The sequence below is a fragment of the Luteolibacter sp. Y139 genome (genome assembly GCF_038066715.1).
GTDB classification, from domain to species: domain Bacteria; phylum Verrucomicrobiota; class Verrucomicrobiia; order Verrucomicrobiales; family Akkermansiaceae; genus Haloferula; species Haloferula soli.
Genome location: NZ_JBBUKT010000012.1, coordinates 171,266 through 194,397, shown reverse-complemented (window position 1 = coordinate 194,397; position 23,132 = coordinate 171,266). Strand labels below are relative to the sequence as shown.

General features: G+C 62.9%; 17 protein-coding genes. 6 read left to right on the top strand and 11 right to left on the bottom strand.

What is annotated here, in order from left to right; all coding sequences use genetic code 11:
• Positions 1-2: 2 nt before the first annotated feature.
• Positions 3-983 (bottom strand): LysR family transcriptional regulator, encoded by a 981-nt coding sequence (locus WKV53_RS24205; RefSeq protein WP_341407406.1) that lies wholly within the window; start codon positions 981-983, stop codon positions 3-5.
• Here WKV53_RS24205 and WKV53_RS24200 point away from each other — a divergent pair.
• Together WKV53_RS24200 and WKV53_RS24195 are read left to right on the top strand one after the other, a co-directional pair.
• Positions 982-2,481, top strand: a complete 1,500-nt coding sequence (locus WKV53_RS24200; RefSeq protein WP_341407405.1) for a catalase — start codon at positions 982-984, stop codon at positions 2,479-2,481. The two genes, WKV53_RS24205 and WKV53_RS24200, sit on opposite strands and share 2 nt — an antisense overlap.
• 32 nt (positions 2,482-2,513) lie before the next feature.
• On the top strand, positions 2,514-3,029 hold the full coding sequence (locus tag WKV53_RS24195; protein WP_341407404.1) for an ankyrin repeat domain-containing protein: 516 nt from the start codon (positions 2,514-2,516) through the stop codon (positions 3,027-3,029).
• Positions 3,030-3,065: 36 nt separating this feature from the next.
• Here WKV53_RS24195 and WKV53_RS24190 read toward each other — a convergent pair whose 3' ends face one another.
• Together WKV53_RS24190 and WKV53_RS24185 are read right to left on the bottom strand one after the other, a co-directional pair.
• A complete protein-coding gene (locus WKV53_RS24190; RefSeq protein ID WP_341407403.1) occupies positions 3,066-4,574 on the bottom strand; it encodes a C25 family cysteine peptidase in 1,509 nt (502 codons plus the stop codon).
• Positions 4,575-4,641: 67 nt separating this feature from the next.
• On the bottom strand, positions 4,642-5,496 hold the full coding sequence (locus tag WKV53_RS24185; protein WP_341407402.1) for a carbohydrate-binding family 9-like protein: 855 nt from the start codon (positions 5,494-5,496) through the stop codon (positions 4,642-4,644).
• A 41-nt stretch (positions 5,497-5,537) separates the two neighbouring features.
• On the opposite strand from WKV53_RS24185, the gene WKV53_RS24180 reads away from it, so the two are divergent.
• From WKV53_RS24180 to WKV53_RS24170, 3 genes are all read left to right on the top strand, one after another.
• Entirely contained in the window at positions 5,538-6,380 is an 843-nt protein-coding gene (locus WKV53_RS24180; RefSeq protein WP_341407401.1) for an endonuclease/exonuclease/phosphatase family protein, read from the top strand.
• Positions 6,381-6,774: 394 nt separating this feature from the next.
• On the top strand, positions 6,775-10,791 hold the full coding sequence (locus WKV53_RS24175; RefSeq protein ID WP_341407400.1) for a beta strand repeat-containing protein: 4,017 nt from the start codon (positions 6,775-6,777) through the stop codon (positions 10,789-10,791).
• 113 nt (positions 10,792-10,904) lie between these two features.
• On the top strand, positions 10,905-12,464 hold the full coding sequence (locus WKV53_RS24170; protein WP_341407399.1) for a tetratricopeptide repeat-containing sulfotransferase family protein: 1,560 nt from the start codon (positions 10,905-10,907) through the stop codon (positions 12,462-12,464).
• A 70-nt stretch (positions 12,465-12,534) separates the two neighbouring features.
• Here the strand turns inward: WKV53_RS24170 and WKV53_RS24165 are convergent, their stop codons facing one another.
• The 4 genes from WKV53_RS24165 to madL form a co-directional block, all read right to left on the bottom strand.
• The gene (locus tag WKV53_RS24165) at positions 12,535-15,696 is read right to left on the bottom strand and encodes a GDSL-type esterase/lipase family protein (protein ID WP_341407398.1); all 3,162 of its coding nucleotides are present in this window, start codon (positions 15,694-15,696) and stop codon (positions 12,535-12,537) included.
• 265 nt (positions 15,697-15,961) lie between these two features.
• Positions 15,962-17,449: an acyl-CoA synthetase gene (locus WKV53_RS24160; RefSeq protein ID WP_341407397.1), complete on the bottom strand. Its 1,488-nt coding sequence runs from the start codon at positions 17,447-17,449 to the stop codon at positions 15,962-15,964.
• Positions 17,446-18,222 carry a malonate transporter subunit MadM gene (madM, locus tag WKV53_RS24155; protein WP_341407396.1) on the bottom strand — a complete coding sequence of 259 codons (777 nt, stop codon included), beginning with the start codon at positions 18,220-18,222 and terminating at the stop codon, positions 17,446-17,448. Before madM ends, WKV53_RS24160 begins: the two co-directional genes overlap by 4 nt.
• On the bottom strand, positions 18,219-18,602 hold the full coding sequence (gene madL, locus WKV53_RS24150) for a malonate transporter subunit MadL (protein WP_341407395.1): 384 nt from the start codon (positions 18,600-18,602) through the stop codon (positions 18,219-18,221). Before madL ends, madM begins: the two co-directional genes overlap by 4 nt.
• Before the next feature lie 105 nt (positions 18,603-18,707).
• Between madL and WKV53_RS24145 the strand changes: the two genes are divergently transcribed.
• Complete coding sequence (locus WKV53_RS24145; RefSeq protein ID WP_341407394.1) at positions 18,708-19,370, top strand: GntR family transcriptional regulator; 663 nt, start codon at positions 18,708-18,710, stop codon at positions 19,368-19,370.
• Between the two features lie 11 nt (positions 19,371-19,381).
• Here the strand turns inward: WKV53_RS24145 and WKV53_RS24140 are convergent, their stop codons facing one another.
• The 4 genes from WKV53_RS24140 to WKV53_RS24125 all read right to left on the bottom strand — a co-directional run bounded on the left by WKV53_RS24140 (position 19,382) and on the right by WKV53_RS24125 (position 23,119).
• Positions 19,382-19,909, bottom strand: coding sequence for a glutathione peroxidase (locus WKV53_RS24140; RefSeq protein WP_341407393.1), 528 nt, complete (start codon positions 19,907-19,909; stop codon positions 19,382-19,384).
• Positions 19,910-19,943: 34 nt separating this feature from the next.
• Positions 19,944-21,041, bottom strand: a complete 1,098-nt coding sequence (alr, locus tag WKV53_RS24135; protein ID WP_341407392.1) for an alanine racemase — start codon at positions 21,039-21,041, stop codon at positions 19,944-19,946.
• 90 nt (positions 21,042-21,131) lie between these two features.
• On the bottom strand, positions 21,132-21,629 hold the full coding sequence (locus WKV53_RS24130) for a hypothetical protein (RefSeq protein WP_341407391.1): 498 nt from the start codon (positions 21,627-21,629) through the stop codon (positions 21,132-21,134).
• Positions 21,626-23,119: a tryptophan 7-halogenase gene (locus tag WKV53_RS24125; protein ID WP_341407390.1), complete on the bottom strand. Its 1,494-nt coding sequence runs from the start codon at positions 23,117-23,119 to the stop codon at positions 21,626-21,628. The genes WKV53_RS24130 and WKV53_RS24125 overlap by 4 nt, the downstream gene beginning before the upstream one ends.
• Positions 23,120-23,132 lie beyond the last annotated feature (13 nt).

Here is a 23,132-nt window from a genome sequence, read left to right as displayed (position 1 = left end):
CCTCACGGCGACAGCATCTTGAGCAGCTCGGTAGCCGCCGGGCTGTCCTTACTGCCGCGCCGTTTCATCAGCGCGATCACGCGGTGCAGGCCTTTGCCGGCGAAGGGACGCAGCGTGATGCCATCCAGGGCTTGGTTGCGTGTGGCTAGCTTTGGGATCACGGTGACGCCGAGGCCAGCGGCGACCATCGACAGTGCCGTGCCTAGCTGGTCGCATTGAAGTCCGGGATCGGGTTCGCGGATCTTGCAGAGGCGCAGGGTGCGGTCGGCAAGGCAGTGGCCACCTTTCAAGTGGATCAGTTCGCTTGGCTTCAAGTCCGCGGGTGTGGGAGCGGCTCTGCGTTCTGCGAGAGGATGCTGGGTGGGTGCGGCCAGCAGCAGCGGCTCGCGGAACAGCTCGCGCACTTGTAGTGACCACTTTTGGCGATCGTGCTCTGGCACATCGCTGAGCACGGCAAATTCAATGCGACCCTCCACGAGTTGCGTGATCAGTTCATTGGTGCGCGATTCGGAAATCGCGATGGCGATGCCCGGGAAGCGCTCACGGAAGGGGCCGAGCCATTGCGGCAACAGGTAAGGAGCGATCGTTGGAATGATGCCGAACGAAACGCGACCATGCCGGAGTTCCCGCCGGTCCGCGAAGGCATCGCGCAGCCTGTCGCGCTCGGCGAGCAGCCGCTGCGCGTGTTCCAACACCGTGCGGCCGGCCACGGTAGGCTCCACGCCGCGGGCACGCCGGATGAGTAGCGGTTCGCCGATTTCCTCCTCCAGCGCTTGGATCTGCTGGCTGATCGCCGGCTGGGAAAGATGGCACTTGGCGGCGGCGGCCGTCAGTGAGCCGGATTCGATGACGCTGACCAGAAGCTCGAGCTGGCGAAGTTCCACCCAGCTATAAGAGATTTGAATAGGTGCGTTTTCAACCAGCGATTTCTCAAATGGCTCGCGATCCGCCAGCATCTGCTTCGCAACCTGACCCCATACCATGGCGAAATCCCAGATGACGACCACCGGCGGCAACCCGATCGCCGACAACCAGAACTCCCTGTCTGCCGGACCACGTGGGCCGCTGTTGCTGCAGGACTATCAGCTCATCGAAAAGCTCGCCCATCAGAACCGTGAACGCATCCCCGAGCGTGTGGTGCATGCCAAGGGCTCCGGCGCCTTCGGCACGCTGACGATCACCCACGACATCACGAAATACACCAAGGCCGCGATCTTCTCCGAAGTCGGCAAGAAGACGGACATGTTGCTCCGCTTCTCCACCGTCGCCGGTGAACGCGGCGCTGCCGATGCCGAGCGCGATGTGCGCGGCTGGGCGCTCAAGTTCTACACCGAGGAAGGCAACTGGGATCTGGTCGGAAACAACACGCCGGTCTTCTTCGTGCGCGATCCGCTCAAGTTCCCCGACTTCATCCACACGCAGAAGCGCCACCCGCGCACTAACATGCGCAGCGCCACCGCCATGTGGGACTTCTGGTCGCTCTCGCCGGAGTCGCTGCACCAAGTGACCATTCTGATGTCCGACCGCGGCCTGCCACTGAGCTATCGCCACACGAATGGCTATGGCTCGCACACCTACTCGCTCATCAATGCCACTGGTGAACGCTTCTGGGTGAAGTTCCACTTCAAGACCCGCCAGGGCATCAAGACCATGACCAACCGCGAGGGCGAGCAGGTCATCGCGAAGGACCGCGAGTCCTCGCAGAAAGATCTCTACGAAGCCATCGAGCGCGGTGAGTTCCCGCAGTGGGACTTGCAGATCCAGGTGATGGCCGAGGAGGATGCGGAAAAGTGCGCCTTCAATCCCTTCGACCTCACCAAGGTCTGGCCGCACGCGGACTATCCGGTGATCCCGGTGGGCGTGCTTGAGTTGAACCGCAACCCGGAGAACTACTTCCAGGAGATCGAGCAATCAGCCTTTTCTCCCTCGAACATCGTGCCTGGCATCAGCTTCTCGCCGGACAAGATGCTGCAAGCCCGCATCTTCTCCTACGCCGATGCGCACCGCTATCGCGTGGGAACCTGGTATGAGGCGCTGCCGGTGAACCGGCCGAAGAGCGCGGTGAATCACTATCACCTCGATGGATCGATGAATGCCGGCTACAGCACGTCATCGAGTGCCTACTATGAACCTAATAGTTTCAATGGCCCCTCCGAGAGCGACCGCTTCGCCGAGCCGCCGCTGAAGATCTCCGGCGACGCCGACCGCTGGAATCATCGTGAGGGCAACGACGACTACACGCAGCCGGGCAACCTGTTCCGCCTGATGAACCCGTCGCAGCAACAGGCGCTGTTTAGCAACATCGCGGAGGCGATGCAGGGTGTGCCGCAGGAAATCATCGACCGCCAGCTCGCTCACTTCGACAAGGCGGATCCCGCCTACGGCGCTGGCGTCCGCGCCGCATTGAAGGCCCACACGGACGGCGTCACCAATAGCATCTCCGTTCAAGAAGAGCCGCAGGCCGAACCTGCCAGCGTCTAACAAATGCATCACCATCCTTCACGGACTCCGTCATGATCACCGAAGACGAACACCGCCGCTACGCCGAGCTCCAGCAGATGGCGCTCGATGCCGCCCGCCAGGGTGACACCGAAATGCTGCGCCCGATGCTTGAGGCCGGAATGCCCGTCGAACTCAAGGACAGCAAGGGCAACACCCTGCTCATGCTCGCCGCCTATCATGGCAATACGGAGGCCGTGGAGCTCTTGTTAGAACATCAGGCTGAAGCCGACGCCCGCAACGACCGCGGCCAAACCCCGCTCGCTGGTGTCGCCTTCAAAGGGCACCTCAGTGTTGCGCGCATCCTCCTCGCTGCCGGTGCCAATCCACTCGCCGACCAAGGCGGTGGCAAGACACCGGCCGTGTTCGCCGCCATGTTCGGTCACCCGGACATGGTCACGTTGCTTGAGAAGTCCTCGGGGCCGTCAGCGAGGCTCAAGATTCCACTTGGCTGGCTGGCTCGCCTCATGGCCATTCCCCGCGCGATCTTCTTCTACAGATCGCAGCGTGCGTTCGCCGCGGTTCCTTGAAGGATTTGGGTATTCCCTAGAGCGAATGCCGAACGGTCACTTCGTCATCCCAAGGTTCTCCGCATGCACCAGCAGCGCGGGCCCGCCGGTGACGCACAGCCGCAGGGTCCCCGGCTCCGCAATCTCACCATTCCACGCCTCGGTGCTATTCAACTCCTTCAAGGTTCGGAAGCCGAGCGCGGCATTCGCTTTCTCCAGCGCCATGTTGGCTGCTTGAGGTTCACTCCCGGGCTTGCCGAGGTAGACGCCGGGAAGAGGCGGCCGGTGCTGAATCACCAGCCGTTGCCCGGGCGCAAGGTCCGTTGGCTTGGTGACGCTCCACTTCCATTCGCTCCCAAGGCGCTCGACTTTTGCCTCCAGCGGCCGGGGCATGAAGAGCCGGGTCGCCGGATCGCCGAGCAAGTTATAAATCAAGAGGTGATCGGCCTTGAGATCCTCCACCGGGTTGCGCTTGCCGATGACGATGGGTTCCAGGAGCGAGACCAGAAGTTCTTTCAGGACCTCGTGCCGGGCGTGGGCGCGGGTGATGGAGTCCACCCAGAGTTGGCCCAGGGTGTCCGAAGGATCGCGGTTCAGATCCTCGAGCAAACTCGTAGATCCGTAGTAGTTCGTGAGTGGATGCGAATCGACCGAAGCGGCGATGCAAGCCACCGGTCCACCGGGAGCGAAGAGCATTTCCTCGCCCAGACAGCGGGTCTTGGGATCGGCAAAGGCACCGCAGCGGCAGGCGAAGACGATGTGCGGCGCTGCGGGCTGTGGCGCGACCAAGGCGCGGGCGTCTTCCGGCCGGTAGCGCAGCGAGCCGGTGGGCAAGGTCATGATCCACCAGGAATCCGTGCGACCATGGCCGATCATCGCGCTGAACAGCGAGCCCTGTGAGATGCGCTGGTTGAAATTCGTCGCGCTATCTTCCGGCCAGCCGCAGAAGGGGCTGCGTGGCTCGGATTGTAGCAGCCAGAAGCTCGCCCACAGCGGCGCTTCCTCCCGCAAGCGGTTCATGAAGAAAGGCAGCGAGATCAGCTTCATGCCCTCGCCGATCTTTCCGAAACCGGGATCGCCCGCCCACACCGGGACACTCAGGTCGGCCGGAGAAGGCGTGCGCTTCTCCCACGCGATGATCTTCTTCACCACGGCGTCGACGTCTGCCGGGCTTCGCGCAGGAATCCGGCCGACCGGGATCTCGGGAATGCCATCGCGATTGAGATCGCCGTAGGCCGCATCACTCACGAATTCCTTCGGGTGCTTGGCGAGCCAGCCATGATAGGGACGGCGCTCCGCCGCAGTGAGCCAAGGGGCAGCGACGGGCGCGGTGCTGTCATCGCCGAGGATCAATACGGCAGCCGGCTTCGGATCCAGCGCTGCGATGGCTTCCGCGGGTGGCGACTGGGAACGCTCCACTCGCCAGCCTTGGGACATGCGCAGCTCGCACAGCGGCGCGGCGGCCTCGACGAGTTCCCGCGGACCGACGCAAAGCCAAGTGCCTCGCTCCCCGGCATGAGTGACCGAGAGGAAAGCCAGGCAGACCCACGGGAGGAAACGGCGCATTCCGCAGCACATACGCGAAATACGCGGGAAAATCCGCCGGAATTTTCGCTAGGGGCGCGAATCGAAGCTACTTCGTGAACTTCAGCACACCCCACCTCTCCGGGATGTGCATCGCGATCTCGCCCTGTGGGCTCCAAACCCAGTTGTCCTCTGGATGATTGTCCTCGGCGATCTTCGTACCATGCTCGGGGACGCGGACATACTTGCCGTCCTTGATGGAGTGGATCCACTCGACGCGGGAGAAATTGATCCGCCACGTGTCGCCGGAGTTCGGGGGTGAAGGGAGCTTGCCGGTGTATTTCGCGAGGTCCTTCCACGGCAGGAAGACTTCCACGGACCAGCCGGTGTCGGTGTCCGTCGGGTCGTTCAGCGTGCCGTTGATCTTCACGGCGCTTTTGAGACCGGGGAGGTTGGTGCCGAGCGCGGCGTTGCCGCCTTTCGCGTAGGGCTTGTCGAGCGTGAGCTCCCAGATGGTGCCGAGCGTGTTGATCTCGAACTCGTAGTAGTTGAGCGTGTCGCCATCGGGATCGATGAAGATCTCGAAGTCGTTGTCTTGGAAAATGATCGAGTTCTTCTCCGTCAGCGTGCCCCAGACGTGCGGTTCCACCATTTCGGCAGCGACGTGCAGCCCATCGGCGGTCCACAGCATTTTGGCGCGAGTGCGGAAACGCGGGGCGGGCTGCTCTTTGCCGCGGATGTCCATGAAGTCGCTGGTCCAAGCGACCTTTTCCCAAGCGGCGTCTGACAGATCGCCATCGACCTTCGGCGCGGCTTCCGAAAACCGGCACTCGTAGGTGAGGGGATCCGCCGCGGCGAGGAGGGGGAGGAAGAGCAGGAAGCGCATGCTCACATCTGGCGAAAGGCCGGAGCGGGCGACAATCCCAATGTGGTCCGCACCCGCCACGCCACGTCCGTGCCACATTCCCGTGATTGCGCCTCATTCGGGAATTGCCACACTCCGGCATGACCTTGAAAGCCTTGGCAACCGCGGCCGCCGGACTCCTTGCACTCGGCGTCGCCGAAGCGAAGCCGCTGCGGGTGCTGACCTACAATCTCCGCTACATCACTTCCGGGGACAAAGGTGACCGCGCCTGGACCACTCGCCGCGACCAGGCCGCCGAGCTGATCAAGCACGACGATGCCGATCTCGTGGGCATTCAGGAAGGCCTGCCACAGATGATGGATGATCTGGCCGACCGGCTTCCCGGTTACGTTGCGATCGGTGTGGGCCGCGAGGACGGCATCGATCAGGGCGAGTATGCCGCCATCCTCGTGAAAGCCGACCGCTTCCGCATCCAGGAAAGCGGCACCTTCTGGCTCTCGGATACCCCGGAGATCTGCAACTCCTGTACCTGGGGGAATACCGTCACGCGCATCTGCACCTGGGCGAAGCTTTACGACCGCGAGACGAAGAAGACCTTCCACTACTTCAATACCCACCTCGACCACGCCTCGCCGGAAGCCCGGCAGAAAGGCACGGAGCTCATCCTCTCCCGAATCGCCGCCCGCAAGGCCACCGACCCTGTCATTCTAACAGGCGACTTCAACGCTCCCGAGAGCGATCCTCTTCACGCCGCGATCAAGGCCGCCGGCTTCGGCGATGTGTGGCGCTCTCTCAACGCCAGCACGCCGCCGGAGGAATCGGGAACCTTCAATCAGTTTACCGGGGTGAAGGACGGCTTCCGGATCGATTACATCTACACGACTCCCGATATGAAGGGATCGGAGTCGGAGATCATCCGCAGTTCGAAGAACGGCGTGTATCCGTCCGATCACTTCCCGGTGCGGGCGACGCTGGAATGGTGAGTTTGAGCGAGGCTCGCGCGGGTAAGAACAGCTCGTCCATTGCCGGACGACGCTGACCGTCGGCTACTGGTGCGCTTCGATTGGAGTCCCCTTTTGGAAGGGGCTTTCCGACGAGTTGAGTCCGGGTGTTTTAAATATCAGAAATAAGTCGAATTTCTGATTTCAGTTGCTGTGTGGCTTTTTTGCTGCTGATTACCGCAACATTCACCGTGGAAGAAGGCTTTATATGCCATCACCACGCGCTGCGGGGACAGACCTTGCAAAAGGAATCCCCAAGGCAATGTGAGCCAACCGATTGAATATCAAAGTCGTCTGCCGGTGGATTGACCTTCGCGAAATTCCCGGCCGGCGATCCGACTACCCCCGCTCAGAGGCGAACTGGAACCACTCACTCATGAAACCAACGACATTCAGAGCAAACCTGACCCCCGGCGTCCTGGCGATTCCAGCCGCGGCCTTGATGCTTGGCGCTTCCGAAGCCGGCACCACCGTCGGCCTGAACTTCCAGTCTTGGTACTATGATTCCGGGACGGTGCCGCAGACGATCGGCTTCGGTGCCGGCTACCAGACCACCGGCATGCCCATCACTGCGAAGGCATTCGGTGTGGAGGTGGCGGACTGGACGAATTCCGCCCCGCTGCCGAGTCAGGAGTCCATCGACACCACCATTCCCTTCGGCGGCACCCTGACGGCCGGTGTCGTCGCCACGAATACGTGGCAGAGCGGATACATCCGGCAAGGGGTCTGGGGCCCTGCAGGCGGAGTGAGCTGGTATGACGACTGGCGCGATGGCTCGGAAGTGGTCGGGCTGGTCAGTCCCGGAAATTACCAAGCCACCTGGGGCTTTCTCGATAACACCGGCTGGAGCGTCACGCTCAATGGTCTCGCGGCGAAGTTTCCGAATGGCTACGTGGTCGACCTCGTCGGCGGTGGGAAGGTGACCTCAAACTCGCGGGTCACCATTACCGAGAATACCGGATCCACGCTGGTTGCGAACGTCAGCTTCACGACCCTCCCGGACAACATGGGAGTGGGAGCCAGCCCGGTGCTCACCCAGAACTCCATCACGCTCGATAACCCCAGCCGCAACGCCAGCAACGAGAACTGCGCGGTCGCGGCCATCATCGTCACCGACAAGCCAGTCGTCCACCTGCCGCCTGCCAATACCACCATCGGCACCGGCGAGACGCTGACCCTCACCGCCCAGGCCGTCGGCATCGCCCCGATCACCTACCAGTGGCGCAGGAATGGCAGCCCGATTTCCGGTGCCACCTCCGCCACTTACACGAAGCCTGGCGCGACATCCGGCGACAATGGCACCTACGATGTCATCGCCACCAATGCCTACGGTTCGGGTTCCAGCACCTCCGCCACCATCAATGTCACGATTCCCCAGACCGTCTCTTGGGATGGCAATACCGGAACTCCCGGAGCTCAGGATGGCAGCGGCACTTGGAATGCCACTGATACCAGCTGGTGGAATGGCTCATCCGACGTCGCTTGGACCGACCTGAATTTCGCGAGCTTCGGCTCCGGCGTGGCAGGCACCTACACCGTCACGCTCACTAGCCCCATCGTTACCAGCGGGATCACTTTCAATAGCAGCGGCTACACCATCGCCGGCGGACAGAACCTGACCATCGGATCCAGCGGGGTCACTGCCACCGGAGACGCCACCATCGGCGCCCCGCTCGTCGGCAGCGGTGGCCTTACCAAGTCCGGTCCTGGCACGCTCAGCCTGACGGCCAAGAGCACCTACAGCGGGCCTACCAATGTCACGCAGGGAACGCTCAGCCTCCCGGTCGATCCTCCCGGATACTGGTTCCAAGCCCTGCTCAACAGCTCGGTCTTCAACCTCTCGCCGGGCACCACGCTCCAGATGAACCACGGGGCCTTCGGCTGGTACGGCAATAACAATGCGACCGGCATCACGGTGAACGTGAATGGGGCCACCTGTTATCCCAGCGGGGCCTTCGGTATCGGCTACGTGCTCACCGGCGGCACCATCACCGGTGGTGCGGACCGCCTCGACCTTGGCTCTTCGGGAGGCTTTGACGGCTTCATCTCGTCGAAGGCGAGCTCCGTCACCAGCACCGTGAATCCTGCGGGCGGCTTGCTCTTCCGCAATGACTCCGGTCAGGCCAACTACGTCTTCAATACCCAGGCGGGAACCACTCCCACCGGCATCGACCTCGACCTGCTGGCCCCCATCACCCAATGGAGTGGTGGCAGCACCTACGTGGTGAAGGAAGGAGCCGGCACCTTCCGGATGTCCGCCAATAATTCCAACAGCGGTGGCACCATCGTCAATGCAGGCACCCTGATCCTCGCTGGCACCAACACCGGCTCGAATGAGGTCAACGCCGGTTCGCTCGTCGTCACCGGGCAGCTCAATGGCTCGGCCACCATCAATGCCGGCTCGCTCGTCGTTACCGGCGGTATCAATGCGGGCGGCTTCGGCGTCTGGCTGAAGGACAACACCTCGCTCACGGTGAATGCCACGGGCTCGGGAGTCCCTGCCATTACCACTGCGGGTCCCTTCAATGTGGGCACCGACTACACCAGTCCGAGCGGGATGAATGTCCTGAATATCGGCGGTGTGAATAGCACCACCGTGGCACCCATCTCGGTGGGTGACCTGTATCTCGACAGCCCGGTCACCATCAATGTCACCAGCATCCTTCCGGAGGTCGGCCAGTATCCTCTGATCACCACCACCGGCTTCGCCTCGGTCTATAGCGTGACGCTTGGCACTCTCCCCGCGGGCGTGACCGCCACGCTGGTGGATGACACCGAAGCCACCGGCACCATTTACCTCGATGTCACCGGGGTGGTCGTGAACTCGCCGCTCTGGACGGGATCGGTCAATGGCACCTGGGACGTCAACACCACCAACAACTGGCAAATCGGCGCATCCGCCGCCAAGTTCAAGCAGGGCGACATCGTGACCTTCGATGATTCCTCCGTGAGGAGTGACATCGTTCTCAACACGACCGTCAGCCCTTCCTCGACCACGTTTGCCGCGGACAAGGGCTACACGCTCAGCGGCACCGGCGGGATTTCCGGCTTGACCGGCCTGATCAAGACCGGGGCAGGGAACCTATCGATCCTCACGAACAACTCCTTCACCGGGGCCGTCAACATTTCCGGCGGCGGCACGGTGACCGTGGGATCGGGCGGCACGGCGGGTCAGCTCGGCGGCACCGGCCCGATCGTGCTCGATGCGTCCACGCTTGTCTTCAATCGCTCGGATAGCCAGACGCTGGGCCGGGCCATCACTGGCAGCGGTGGCACTTTCATCAAGAGCGGCTCCGGCACCCTCACGATGAGCGCGCCTGGCAACACCAGCGACATCATCGTCAATGGCGGCACCCTCTCCGTGAGCGGCGGCAGCTTCTCCAGCGCCTTCGCTTCCGGCAAGTCGATCACGGTGAACAATGCCAGCCTCTACAATCCCGGCTTCCACTCGATGGGCAGCTCGGTCGGAGGTGGCGGCGATGTTCCCACGGTCACGCTGAACAACTCAAGCTGGCTGCTCAACCACGAGCAGTACATCCGCTCCCTCACCCTGAACGCTTCCTCGACCAGCAATACGCCGGGGAACGAAGGCCTGCGAACCTTGAGCGGATCGGTCTACACCGTGGTTGCCGCGAGCACGAGTTCCACCATCGGCTCCACATTCAGCCTGGTGAACGCCGTTACGCTCGATGTGGCCGACGGTGCCGCTGCCAACGACTTGGTCATTTCCGGCCCGATTTCAAATGCCGGAGTCATGACCAAGACCGGTGCGGGCACGCTCGCCCTGACCGGCACCAATACCTATACGGGCGATACCGTGGTGAACGAAGGAAAGCTGGCGGTGAACGGCAGCTCGATTCCCGACAACAACAAGCTCGTCATCGATGGAGGAACGGTCCAGGCGACCGGCACGGAGACGGTGGCCACGCTGTTCTTCGGCACCGCCCCGCAGGCAACTGGAACCTGGGGAGCCACTGGCTCGGGTGCCACTCACATCGATAACGCGCACTTTTCCGGCACCACCGGTGTGGTGCTGGTGAGTGGTGGCACCGGCTTCTCCTCATGGGCATCCGCGAATGCTCCGGGGCAGACCGCCGATCAGGACCACGACTTCGACGGGGTTCCGAATGGCATCGAGTACTTCATGGGTCTCAGCGGATCCGCATTCACCGCGAATCCGGGTCTAGTCGTCCGCACGGTATCGTGGCCGAAGGGTGCCAGCTACACCGGCACCTATGGAACCGACTTCGTGGTTCAGACGTCCACGAATCTGTCGGTTTGGACGGATGTTCCGGCCAATGATCCGAACCTCTCGAATGCGTCGCCTCTGGCCTACACCTTGCCAGCCGGACAGGGCCACATCTTCGTCCGCCTCAAGGTTACCGGTCCCTGAGCGATCCAAGCAGGATTCCCATTCATTCCCGCCGTTGGACTTTCCCGACGGCGGGATTTTTATGCCGCATTCCTCCGCGACCGGGACGATGATGCCCCGCGCGGATTTCATTCATGAAAGGCACCTTGGCAGAGCTTCAGCGTTCACCTCAGGACGCGGGGAAGTGGCAACGGACCCAGCAACTCCTGCTCGGCCGCCAATATGAGTCCGCGCTGGCCGGCTATGAGGCACTGGTGAAGCGCTATCCAAGGATCGCCGAACTCTGGTTCGAGCTAGGCAACGCCGCCGCCGGAACGCTCGATTTTCCACTGGCAAACCGGGCCTTCCGCAAGGCGCTGGATCTCGCTCCGAACCACTCGTCGTTGATCGGCCTCATTGGTCAGCAGTATCAGAACTTGCGCCAGTTGGATGATGCCAGGGAGTGCTACGCAAGGGCATTGGCTGCGAACCCCGACTCCGTGGATGCCCGGATCAATCTCGCCGTGTGGTTCGAGAAGGAACGCCGTCTCGAGGAAGCATGGGAGTGCATTGGTGAATGCCTGAAGCGCCATCCACGCGATGACCAGGCGCGCTACTTCCACGCCTTCCTGCTGCATCGGCGGAAACAGCCCGCCGAGGCCGAGCAGGCACTGCGCGATCTGATCGCGGACGGACCTCGCTATCCCTATGTGAAGTATGCGAGCCGCCACCTGTTAGGAGTCGTGCTGGATGAACTTGGCCGGCCGGAGGAGGCCATGCGCTGGGTGCTGGAGGCGAAGGCCGAGGTCCGCACCATCACCGACACCGCCGTACTGGAGAGAAGCTATGACCAGCAAGACCGGCAGCGGCGTGAATTGCTGTCGTCGCTGGACTCCCCGATGCTGGCGCGCTGGCGGGCGGAAGCACCGGCATCCGATGAAGGCGTTGGCTTTGCCTTTCTCGGTGGTCATCCCCGCAGCGGAACCACGCTTCTCGAGCAAATTCTCGATGCTCATCCCGAGGTGACTGCGTTCGATGAATCAGTCGCCTTCGCGCAGGAGATCCAAGGCCCGCTGGAAGTCATCCCTCCCGGTCTAACAGGTATCCAGCATCTCGATTCACTGGCGGTAACCGATCGCGGGCGTATGCGGCATCGCTACGCGACCAGCCTGATGCGGGAGATCCCGCCGGGCTCGAAGACCCGCCTGGTGCTGGATAAGAATCCCTCGCCCACGCTGGCGCTGCCCGCATGGCTGAGGATCTTCCCCGATCTCAAGGTCATCATCGCATTGCGTGATCCACGCGATGTCGTCATCAGCTGCTTCTTCCTGAACCTGATGCTAAACACGACCAACGTGAATTTCCTCAGGCTGGAACGAACGGTGAAACACTACGAGGATCTGATGGGCCTCTGGCTGCGGATGAAGGATCTCGGGAATTTCGATTGGATCGAGACTCGTTACGAAGACCTCGTTGAGAATACGGAGACGGAGGGTCGCAAGGCCACCGCGCTGCTCGGACTGGAGTGGAACGAATCCCAGGGCCGCTATTTTGAAACCGCGCGGAGGAAGGTGCTCTACGCACCGACCTATCACGATGTCACCCGGCCGATCTATCGCACTGCCGTCCGCCGCTGGGAACGCTATGCAGGGGCGCTCGAGCCGTTTCAGGAAAGGCTGGCACCCTACTGCCGTGCCTTTGGATACGACGCGTGATTCAAAAAGAAAAACGCCGCCCGGACCTCGGGTCCGGACGGCGTTGGAGAGAAGACGACCTTTGATGCCCTTACTCAGCTGCCACGAGTTCGACCTTCAGTCGCAGGCACAGCTTGGAAAGACCGGTGCGATCCACGGTGGCCTTGCGCGTCTCGATGCCACCGGCCGTCGAGACGGATGAGTCGGCGACACCGAACCAATCGACGAGGTTGTCAGCCTTCTGCACCAGATAGCTTACGTCGGTGGCGGCGAGGTTGCGCTGGTAGGTCAGGGTGACAAAGCTGCCGCCCTCGTCTTCGAGCGCGAAGCCGGTCGGGTTCGTGTCGGATCCCTTTGGATCAGTGCCGCAGGCGTATTCCAGCAGGTTCACGCGACCATCGGAATCCGGATCGGCATTGTTTCCCCACACCGTGGCTTCGAGTTCGGGATTGCCGAGTTCTTCCGCGGTGAAGTGGCTGGAGCGCCAGCTTTCGACTGGGGTTTGGGAGACCGCAGGAGTGCTGGCCGTGATCTGCATCGCATTGATGTAGGCGAAGTCGCCCTGCACCAGCGTGAGGTCCACCCAGACTTGGCCGAACGCATCCGGGCGGATGCCGGAAATCACTGCCACGTGATTGTCGTTGTTGTCGCCGCCGGTGCTGCCGATGCCGGTGCCGCTGGTGGTGAGGTTCGCGGTGCCCGAGTTGCTACCATAGACATCGTACTTCGTGATCCGGACCTGCGCATTGCTGCGGGCGCCGAGGAAGCGGAATTCATAGCTCAGCGCGGGATTCAGGCCTTCCAGCATGAAGCCGCCCGGCATGTCATCGCTGGTCGCGTCATTGATGTCATTGGCGGAGCAGTAGAAGAAGTCCTCGGTGGCGGTTTCGGTGGCGAGCTCGCCGAGCAGGGACGACTGCGGCGCATAGAGGCCGCCGAAGGGCGTCTTGCCGTTGCAGAGGAAGCCGCCCGACATGACCATGCGGATGCCGGTATTGGTGCCAGTGCTGCGGACCAGGTTCGGGAGGTGCTCTCCCGCGTGGATGCCGACGCCGCCATTGGTGGGATACCAGTTGTTCCAGCGGTTGCCGTTGGCATCGGGCGCGTTGGTGGCATCGCCGTTGACGATGTCGGTCGGGCCGAAGTCGAAGAACAGCTTCTCACCCGCCACCAGCGTGTTCGGATTGGCGGTGACGGTCTTGTTCGGAGCGAGGATGGCCTGCAGCGCCGGCTTGATCACCGAGGTGAAGTGGGCGTAGCCCTTGCGGTTCATGTGGGTGTCATCCACGAAGTAGGTGTTCCACTCGGTCGGGTTGTTGTCGTGCAGGTCGTCGAGCAGCGCGTTCGTGTTGAAGAAGTAGAGCTTCAGGTTCGGATCGGACTCACAGTAGGCCTTGATCAGCGAGTTCGCGGTGCGGCGGCGCGGATCGTGGGCCGGATCATTGAAGAACGAGGGCACCGGGGTGATGCCGATGTAGCAGATCGGCACGGTCGGCTGTTGGGCGCGGACCGAGGTCACGAAGGTCTGGAAGTCCGAGAACACCTGCTCGCCGGTCTTGCCGCCGGCGCGAATGTCATTCGTGCCTTCGAAGACGACGATGGCCGACGGCTGGTAAGGCGTGACGATCCGGTTGACGATCGGATTGAGGTCCGAGAACTGCGAGCCACCGAAGCCACGCTGGACGATGCGGTAGTCCGCGAAGTCCTTCGTCAGGTTTTCCCAGCGGCGGATGCTCGAGCTGCCCACGAAGAGCACGCCTCCCGGAGCGACCGGATCTACGGCGTCCTGGGCGGTCCAGCGATTGACCTCGCCGTCCAGCGCCAGCGGCGGGACGGAGATGCCTTCGACGATCTCAAGGATGCCGAGGTAGGCGAAGCCGCCCTCTGCCACGCTGAGTGCCAGACTCAGTTCGCCGGCGGTGGTCGGCTGCATGCCGCCGAGGGCGACAGTGCTGCGGTTGTTGCCGTTGTAGGTAGCGTTGCCGTCATCGCCGCCGAGGCCATTGCCGACGCCTGTGCCGGTGGTCTGCAGAGTGCCGGCGAAGGTGCCGTTGCCCGCGGTGATCGTGTAGGTGGAACGACGGACATCGGTGGCATTCCGCGTACCGAAGAAGCGCATGGAATACTGCTTCGTGGGGTTGAGTCCGGTGACCTTGAGATTGGTGGTGAAACCGGTCGCGCCACTGTTGAAGAGGTAATCCTGCGTGGCGGTTTCCACCGCAAGTTCGCCGAGGCGGGATGCCAGCGGCGGCTGTCCGTTGGCAGTGGTGAGTCCTCCGTTCAAGATGCCATTGTTCTGCCAGTTCGCCGAAGTGAGCGTGATGCCCATGGTGGTGGCCGCATTCGTCGTGGTGACGAGGTTGGACACGGTGCTGCCGTTGGCTACCAAGCCGAAGTTGTTCCAGTACTTGCCGAAGACGTCCGGGCTGGCCGTGGCATTGCCGTTGGTCCCGTCATGCTTGCCGAAGTCCACGCGCACCGTCTTGTTGACGATAGGCGTCACTGGATCGCCCTCGGTGAGCTCGAGAATGCCGAGGTAGGCGAAGGCGCCCTCCATCGCGGTGACACGGAGCGTGAGCTGGCCACTGGCGTCGGTTTGGAGGCCATTGAGGGAAGCGATGGTGCTGTCGTTGCCGTCAGTGGCGCTCACCAGATCGGATCCGGAGGTCTGCAGCACGGTGCTGAAGACGCCATTGCCCGCCGCGACCGAGTAGAGGGTCTTTCTGATCCCGGCATTGTCCCGGGTGCCGAAGAGGCGGAGATTGTAGAGCTTGCCTGGATCCAGGTTGTTCAGATTCAGCGTCGCGTAGTTGCCATTGGCACCGTCGACGAAGAGGTAATCCTGGGTGGCCTTGGCGATCGCGAAGTTTCCGAGCTTCGCGGGATCGGGATTGAGCAAGCCACCGTTCAGGATGCCGTTGGATTTCCAGTTGGGCCCGAGCGTCAGGCCGACCTTCGTGGAGGCGTTGGTGGTGTCGATCAGCCGCAGGTAGCTCATCGCGACAGGGCCACCGGTATTGCCGGCTCCCACCACGTTGTTCCAGTAGTTGCCGTTGCTATCGGCCACGCCGGTGCTGCCGTTGCCGGGGTTGATCACCGGGGTGCCGGACGGAGTAACGTTGCCGTCGGTCGTATTGTTCGGCCCGAGGTCAACGAGCCAGGTGCGCGCATGGAGCGACGGGATGAGGGCGGCGAAAAGGCCGGCAAGGAGCGCCGGTCGCCACCCCGCGGGGAAGGAGCGAGGAGTCATCATGGGTTCGGTTGTATGGAGAGCACTGCGACGTGGATCGGGACCACGCCTCAGCGAGGCAGAAAACGCATGTCGCGAGCGCGAGGGCTCAGCATGCGGGGGTAGGGTCGAAGGACGAAATGACCGCGGGTTTCTCGGTCATGGTGGATTTCAATCAGAGACCTCGTGGCGGCGTCAATCCGATTGTATACAATAATTAAATCGGTGCATACCCACGGAAATTCAGAAAAGCCATAGCATCGGCTCGGGACGAGGGGAGGCGAACTGCCTAGCGCGGCGCACTGAAGAGGCGCTCCACTTCCCGCTTGGCGACCTTGCCCATGGCATTGCGCGGCAGGCTTTCCACCAGCAGCAGATGGCGCGGCAGCTTGTAGGGTGACAGCCGTTCCTTGCCCCAACGCTGGAGTTCTTCCAGCCCCAGGACTGCCGTATCCGTTTCGAGCGCTGCGGCGACGGCGACCGTCTCGCCCCACGTTTCATCTGCGAGGCCGACCACCGCACACTCGCGGATCGCCGGGTGATCTAACAAGGCCGCCTCGATCTCCAGGGCGGAGAGCTTGTAGCCGCCGCTCTTGATGATGTCCACGGACAACCGGCCGAGGATGCGGTAGTAGCCCTTCTCCAAGACCGCCATGTCGCCGGTGCGGAACCAGCCGTCATCAAATGAATCGTCGGTGACGTGCGGAAGTTCCCAGTATTCGCGGAAAACCCCGGGGCCTCGCACCTGGATCTCACCGGGCTCGTCTTCCGTGGTGATGTCCTCGCCACCTTCGTTGCGCAGGCGCACCTCGACTTCTGGCAATGGCATGCCGACGGATCCCGGACGACGTTCCCCGTGCAGCGGATTGGAAAGGATCATCCCGGTTTCCGTCATGCCATACCGCTCTAACAAAACCTGTCCGGTCAGCGCTTCCCATTGACGGTGGAGACTGGCGGGCAATGCGGCTGAGCCGGAAACCATCAACCGCATTTCCGCGAAACCACGGACCACCGCCCCGTGCGCTGCGGACTCCCGATCTAACAAAGCTGCCAGCTTCGAGTAGATCGTCGGCACCGCCATGAAGAGGGTATAAGCGCCGGCCGCGACGCGAGGCAGCACCACATCCGTTTCGAAGCGTGTGAACGTTTCCACAAGCGCGCCGGACCACAGCGCACAGCCGAGGACATTCACGATGCCGTGGATGTGGTGCAGCGGGAGAAACAAGGGGATGCGGTCGTCGGCCCGCCATGCCCATGCCTCCACAAGCGTCTCGATCTGCGCCTGCAGGTTGGCGTGAGTGCTCACCACGCCCTTCGGCTTGTTGGTCGTGCCGCTGGTATAGAGGATCATCGCCCGCCGTTGTGGATCGATCTCCGGGAGATCACATGGCGCGGCCTTCGCGATTTCATCTACGAGAAAAACGCGCCTGCCATTTCCTGCCACGCGCGCGGCGTGCTCGGCCGTGGTGACGATGAGCTCAGTTCCCGAGTCCTCAAGCGCATGCGCCAGCTCGGGCGGTGTGGCATGCACGGAAAGCGGCACCACGATTCCTCCAGCACGCCAGATGGCCCATTGGATTGCGGCATAGTCGAAGCCCGCCGGAGCCATCAGGCCCACCCGCGTTTCCTCCAAGTCGTGCCGCCCGTCTAACAGCCTGGCTGCAATTGATGCTGAGGTTTCAAGTAGTTCGGCATACGAGAACGAGCGCTCTCCCTCCCGGATCGCGATGCGTTCCCCGTGAATGCGAGCCCGGGCGATGAGCGGAAGTTCCTTCATGCGCCGACGATCCATCGAATGGTGAAGTACATCACGGACGGCCCGAGCAAGCAGCCGAGACCCGTGTAGAAGGTTGCGGTCATCGCACCGTACGGCACCAGCTTCGGATCCGTGGCCGCCAGGCCGCCGGAAACGCCGCTGGTGGTGCCCATCAGGCCGCCGTAAATCATCGCCGTGCGCGGGTTGTTGAGGCCGATGAAACGCGCCACGAACGGCGTGCCGACCATGACCAGGATGGCCTTCGTCAAACCTGCGGCGATGCTGAGCGCGATGACATCCGAGCTCGCTCCGATCGCTGTGCCGGTGACGGGTCCCACGATGAAAGTCGCCGCCCCGGCTCCCAGCGTGGTGATGCTGACGGCATCACGATAACCGAAGGCCCATGCCACGCAGGCACCCACGAAAAACGACAGGAACACCCCGGTGAACAGGGACAGCACACCCGCCAGACCGGTACGCTTCAGCTCCGGCAGATGGACGCCCATCGCCGTCGCCACGATCGCGAAATCCCGCAGCATCGCGCCACCCATCAGCCCGATGCCAGCCAAGGAGGGAATGTCAGCGATGCCTTTCTTGCCGCCTTGATCCTTGGTGATCTCCCCGCCGATGTAGGCCAGCACCAGCCCGATGAAGATAGCGATGGCCGAGCCATGCAAGCGACCGTGGGTCAGCTTGCGCGAAAGCTGATAAGAGACCCACACGATCAGGCCGACCACGGCGAACCCCGTGATGAGCGAGTAGTCCGTGAGCAGCGATTGAAGGAACTCGCTCATTTCAGGGAGGAAGAGTCATCGTCCTTCGTGCCGCCGATCCTGCTAAAGACCGGCACCAGCGAGACACATGCGATCACCGCCAGCGTGCCCGCCAGCATGGCCGCCGTGCCACCGTGAAACGCAGCGCGGACATTCTGCGATGCCGCCATCGCGACGATCACCGGAATGTAAATCGAACTCCAGAAGAGCACGCCCGCTTCCGAAGGCTCGGGAAACTTGCCTTCTCTCTTCAACCGGTCGGTCACCAGCACCAGCAGGAGCATGGCGATGCCGACGCCGCCGACATCAGAGTTAATGCCGAGCATCCAGCCCAGCACTCTGCCAATCAGCACGCCGACAAGCAGGCACAGGGATAACAAAGCCGTTCCGTAGATGGCCATCGGGAGGGTTCAGGGTTTTCGCGAGAATGCAGGTCGACCAAATTTTGTATACAAAATAAATGGGGTGTTGGACGCGGCTCCTTTTCGTCTCTACACTCCGCCTCCATGCCGAGCCGAAGTGCCGATGAAATCCGCGAAATCCTCGAGCAGCGCATCGTCGAGGGCGAGTTCTCGGACGGGGAGCGCCTTGATGAGGTGACGCTCGCTACCCGCTTCGGCGTTTCGCGCACGCCCTTGCGGGAGGCGCTCCGGATGCTGGCGGGCTCCGGCCTGGTGGAGCTGATTCCGCGGCGCGGGGCCTTCGTTCGCCACCCCGGCGTGGTTGAGCTCGTCGAGATGTTCGAGGTGATGGCCGAGCTGGAGGCGATGTGCGGTCGCCATGCCGCCCGGCGGATTTCACCCGGCGCGCTGGCCGAGCTCTCCGTCGCGGCACGTGCCTGCGAGCAGGCGATGGAGAAGCAGGATCCGGACGCCTACTATCACCGCAACGAGGAGTTCCACCAGCTCATCTACAAGGCCGCGGGCAACAGCTTCCTGGCCACCGAGGCCCAGCGCTTGCAGAAGCGGCTGCGTCCCTTCCGCCGCATGCAGCTTCACGCCCGCGGGCGCATGCAGCAGTCCATGCGGGAGCACACGGGCATCCTGAAGGCGCTCGAAGCTGGCGACTCCGATGTCGCCGCTGCAGCCTTGCGCAGCCACGTGGCAGTGCAGGGCGAGAGGTTCCACGACCTGCTTTCCGCCTACGAGACGTCCGGAAAGCAGGCCTGAGAGGGGTTGCGTTACTTCAGCGCCTTTTCGATCGCCTCGGTCACTTCGGTGGCGTCCGGCTTGGTCTGGGGCTCGAAGCGGGCGAGCGGCTTGCCGTCCTTGCCGATGAGGAACTTGCCGAAGTTCCACTTCACGTCACCGGGGAAGGCACCGTCCTTGCCGGTCAGCGCGGCGTAGAGCGGGTGCTGCTCCTCGCCCTTCACGTGGATCTTCTCCATCAACGGGAAGCTGATGTCGTACTTGTCCTTGCAGAACTTCTCGATCTCCTTCTCGGTGCCGGGCTCCTGGCCATTGAAGTCGTTGCAAGGAAAGCCGAGGATCACGAAGTCCTTCTTACGATACTTGTCGTAGATCGTTTCCAGCGCTTCGTACTGTGGCGTGAGTCCGCACTTCGAGGCGGTGTTCACCACCAGCACCACCTTGCCCTTGTAGTCGGCGAGGGACTTCTCTTTCCCGTCAATGGTCTTGAACGGGATGGCGGTCAGATCCGCGGCGGTGGCCGTGGCCAAAAGGACAATCGAGGCGAGCAGAGATCTCATGGTGCCTCCACCATCCGTCGTCCGCGGCGACGGCTCAATGATAAACCCGGACAACACGTGGGGTGATCCCGGTGAGGATTTCCCACGAAATGGTGCCGGCCTTCGCGGCGACTTCATCGACGCGGATGTTCGGGCCGAACATTTCCACCTCGTCGCCCTCGGCCACGTCGCTGCCGGTGACGTCGACCATCAGCTGGTCCATCGTCACGCGCCCGAGCAGGGGAAAGCGCTGGCCGCGGATGAAAGCCTCCGCATCGTGACCGGAAACCGCACGCGGATAGCCATCGCCGTAACCGATGCCGATCGTGGCGACCCGCGTCGGCCGCGTGGTCACGAAGGCGCGGCCATACGACACACCATGGCCGGCCGGCAGGGTGCGGACGAGGGTGACGCGCGACTTCAGGCTCATCACGTTCCGCAGCTTTCCCTCGTGGCCCGGCAGCGGCGAAATGCCGTAGAGCATCAGGCCCGGGCGGGCGAGATTGCAGCACTCGCGATCATAGCCGAGCAGGCCGGCGCTGTTGGAAAGGTGCCGCCACTTGAACCGCTCCGGCCCGTCGAGCGATTGGATGATCTCCACATAGCGCGCGATCTGCGAGCGGGTGAAATCCTCATCCTCATCAGCGGACGGCAGGTGCGAGCCGATGCCTTCGATTTCCAAATTCGGCAGCTTCTCGAGCTCGGCCAGAATCTCCGGCAATCCTTCCGCGACGAAACCGCCACGGCCCATGCCGCTATCGACGGCAAGGTGAACCTTCAAGCGGCTGCCATGCGCACGGGCCAGGGCATCGAATTCCCGCGCTTCCTCCAGCGAGGAAAGGCAAGGCGTCCAGCCGCGGCCGACGATTTCCGCGCGTTCCTGCGTCCACGTGGCACCGAGCAAATAGATCCGCGTGGTCACCCCCGCATCGGCGATGCGCCGCGCCTCGCCGACATTGGCGACGCCGAAGAAGACGATGTCTTCCGCAGCCAGCGAGCGCGCCACGTCTTCGAGTCCATGGCCATAGGCCCCGGCCTTGACCACGGCCATCACATCACAGCCGGCCACTTCACGGGCGGTGCGGAGATTCTGGCGCAGGGCAGAAAGATCGATCTCCGCCCAAGAGCGGGGCGGCGAAGGCGGCGGGTTCACGCCGGGAGGAAAGCGGGGGAGTGACGGGCGGGCAAGAGCACGCTTTTGGAACCTCAGGGATTGCTGCCCGAAGCCTCCTCCTGAAGGTCATCAAGCCGACGCACGGAGGGCCCGCCGCTGCCGCCGTGCACGTCTGAGGAGAAGGGCGGACCATGTGATGGCGAGCGCGAGCATGATGATCCAATAGGGTAGGAAGATCGACCACGAACTAGGGCCGCCGAGATTCACTCGCGCCTGCATGGCGCTTTTCAGGACGGTCCAGTCCAGGAATGCGTTCTCTTGATTTGGCTCGTGGTGGACAAAAATGGGCAGGGGAAAGAAGTCACGTTGCCACTTCGAGTTTGCCTCGTTGGCCGGAAGATTCTTCCTGTAGATCCCCCACTGTTCATACCAGTTCGCACCCCATTCGATGTGCAAACCGTTGACAGCGCTCTGGGCACTGCCGCGAATTCCGTGTAGGGACGAGGTGCGGCTACTGGAATCCCGCCATGCCCAGAAGGTGAACACGATCACCAGCAGGCCCGCCCAAAAGGTGAGAGAGCGGCGGAGGGCGAGGCCGAGTCGTATCCCGTGCCGCGGCTCACTCACGGCAGCGGCACGCGCGGCGACGGCTTCACCGCATTCCGCGCTGCGCCGAGGCAGAGCTCGGCATGCACCGCTTGCCGGGCCATCTGACGGCGCTGCTCGCAATGCGAGTCCCACACTTTCTGTTCGTTCGCCGGGATTTCCGGGTGACGACGGAAAGGCACGCCCAAGCCTAACAATGCCGCCAGCCATGCCTCGAGCCCGACGACGCCGGGCCACGAAGGAATGCAGGACTCGAGGATCGGCGAGGGGCCGATGCTTTGGTAGAGGTCCACGAGTTCGGCGTGGACGAGCAGCTTGGTCTCGCGCGCCGCTTGCCAGAAGGCGGACTGGCTCGCCGTGTTGAAGCGATAGTGGGTGGCATGGAAGTCACGCGTTTCATCCCACGCCTGTGTGGCCACCCGATTGTAGAGCTCGCGGCTGCGTTCGCCGGGCATGCCGTCGTTTTCCACCAGGATGCGGACCAGCCATTGGACGTGGCGGACCAGATGGACCAGTCGCAGCGAGGAGAGCGGTTCCAGGAAGCCGTTCGCGTCGCCAATGGTCACGACACTGCCGCTCCATCCTGCCGTGCGGTAGCCGCAATTCCACGTCTGCACCTGCGGGACCAGCGAAGAGTCACCGGACTTGGCGACGAGTTCCGCACAGGCTTCGTCGTCACTGGTGAAATCGGAATTCCAGGCACTGCCGAGACCGACGGCATCATCGTGCTCCACGCGCCAGCGCCAGCCGCTTTCGAGCGTTTCGAGCGTGGTGAAGGGCCGGATCGGCTCGCTGCCGCGGCGGCGCAGCACGGTGGCGGCGCGGTTGCAGGGCAAGTCGTAGCCGGTCCATGCGGTGTTGCCGGCGGCGGTGGCCACTTGAGCGTCGCGACCGGTTGCATCGAGAAAAAGATCAGCGGCGATCGAGCCACCACCTTCGAGTTGCAGCGTGTCCGGATCGCGGGTGAAGCCGGTAACCTTGCCATCGCGAATCACCACGCCTGCGACGCGGCAGGCGCGCAGCAGCATCGCATTGAGGGACTCGCTCTTGAAGGTGAGGCCGGTGATATGCTCGAGCGGCTTGAAGGCGTTCGAGCCATCGCGCGGGAAGAGCTTTCCTGCGGCCATCAGCGCGGCGCCGGGCGATGAGGCATCAAGTCCCTTCTCCGCGGCGAGGAATCCGGGAGTCGTCTGGAATCCAGACAGGCCGTTGGCAAATGGCGCGTCAAAGGCGCGGAAGAAGGAACCGCGCGCACCCCACAGGCACTTGAAGCCGAGCGTCCAGACCGGCCGCCCCTGCAGGTGGACTTCCGGCCCTTGCAGGCCCACGGCGTGGACCAGGTGCTGAAGTACGGAAGGCACCGTACTTTCACCGGCGGGATCGGTGGCGGTGGCCTGCGGATCACGCACCAGGATGACGGGCAGGTTCGGCAGGGCGCGCTTGATCGTGGCGGCGGCCAGCAGGGCATCGGTGCCGGAGCCGGCGACCACGAGATGGCGAAGAGGGTTCATCAGGAAAATCGGT

Bases quoted from the DNA above. Each gene is read 5' to 3' on its own strand.
- madL (WP_341407395.1), bottom strand. From the start codon at position 18,602: ATGGCCATCTACGGAACGGCTTTGTTATCCCTGTGCCTGCTTGTCGGC.
- WKV53_RS24200 (WP_341407405.1), top strand. From the start codon at position 982: ATGGCGAAATCCCAGATGACGACCACCGGCGGCAACCCGATCGCCGAC.
- WKV53_RS24175 (WP_341407400.1), top strand. From the start codon at position 6,775: ATGAAACCAACGACATTCAGAGCAAACCTGACCCCCGGCGTCCTGGCG.
- WKV53_RS24125 (WP_341407390.1), bottom strand. From the start codon at position 23,119: ATGAACCCTCTTCGCCATCTCGTGGTCGCCGGCTCCGGCACCGATGCC.
- WKV53_RS24165 (WP_341407398.1), bottom strand. From the start codon at position 15,696: ATGATGACTCCTCGCTCCTTCCCCGCGGGGTGGCGACCGGCGCTCCTT.
- WKV53_RS24170 (WP_341407399.1), top strand. From the start codon at position 10,905: ATGAAAGGCACCTTGGCAGAGCTTCAGCGTTCACCTCAGGACGCGGGG.
- WKV53_RS24145 (WP_341407394.1), top strand. From the start codon at position 18,708: ATGCCGAGCCGAAGTGCCGATGAAATCCGCGAAATCCTCGAGCAGCGC.
- WKV53_RS24180 (WP_341407401.1), top strand. From the start codon at position 5,538: ATGACCTTGAAAGCCTTGGCAACCGCGGCCGCCGGACTCCTTGCACTC.
- WKV53_RS24160 (WP_341407397.1), bottom strand. From the start codon at position 17,449: ATGAAGGAACTTCCGCTCATCGCCCGGGCTCGCATTCACGGGGAACGC.
- WKV53_RS24195 (WP_341407404.1), top strand. From the start codon at position 2,514: ATGATCACCGAAGACGAACACCGCCGCTACGCCGAGCTCCAGCAGATG.
- WKV53_RS24185 (WP_341407402.1), bottom strand. From the start codon at position 5,496: ATGTGGCACGGACGTGGCGTGGCGGGTGCGGACCACATTGGGATTGTC.
- madM (WP_341407396.1), bottom strand. From the start codon at position 18,222: ATGAGCGAGTTCCTTCAATCGCTGCTCACGGACTACTCGCTCATCACG.
- WKV53_RS24205 (WP_341407406.1), bottom strand. From the start codon at position 983: ATGGTATGGGGTCAGGTTGCGAAGCAGATGCTGGCGGATCGCGAGCCA.
- WKV53_RS24140 (WP_341407393.1), bottom strand. From the start codon at position 19,909: ATGAGATCTCTGCTCGCCTCGATTGTCCTTTTGGCCACGGCCACCGCC.
- WKV53_RS24190 (WP_341407403.1), bottom strand. From the start codon at position 4,574: ATGCGCCGTTTCCTCCCGTGGGTCTGCCTGGCTTTCCTCTCGGTCACT.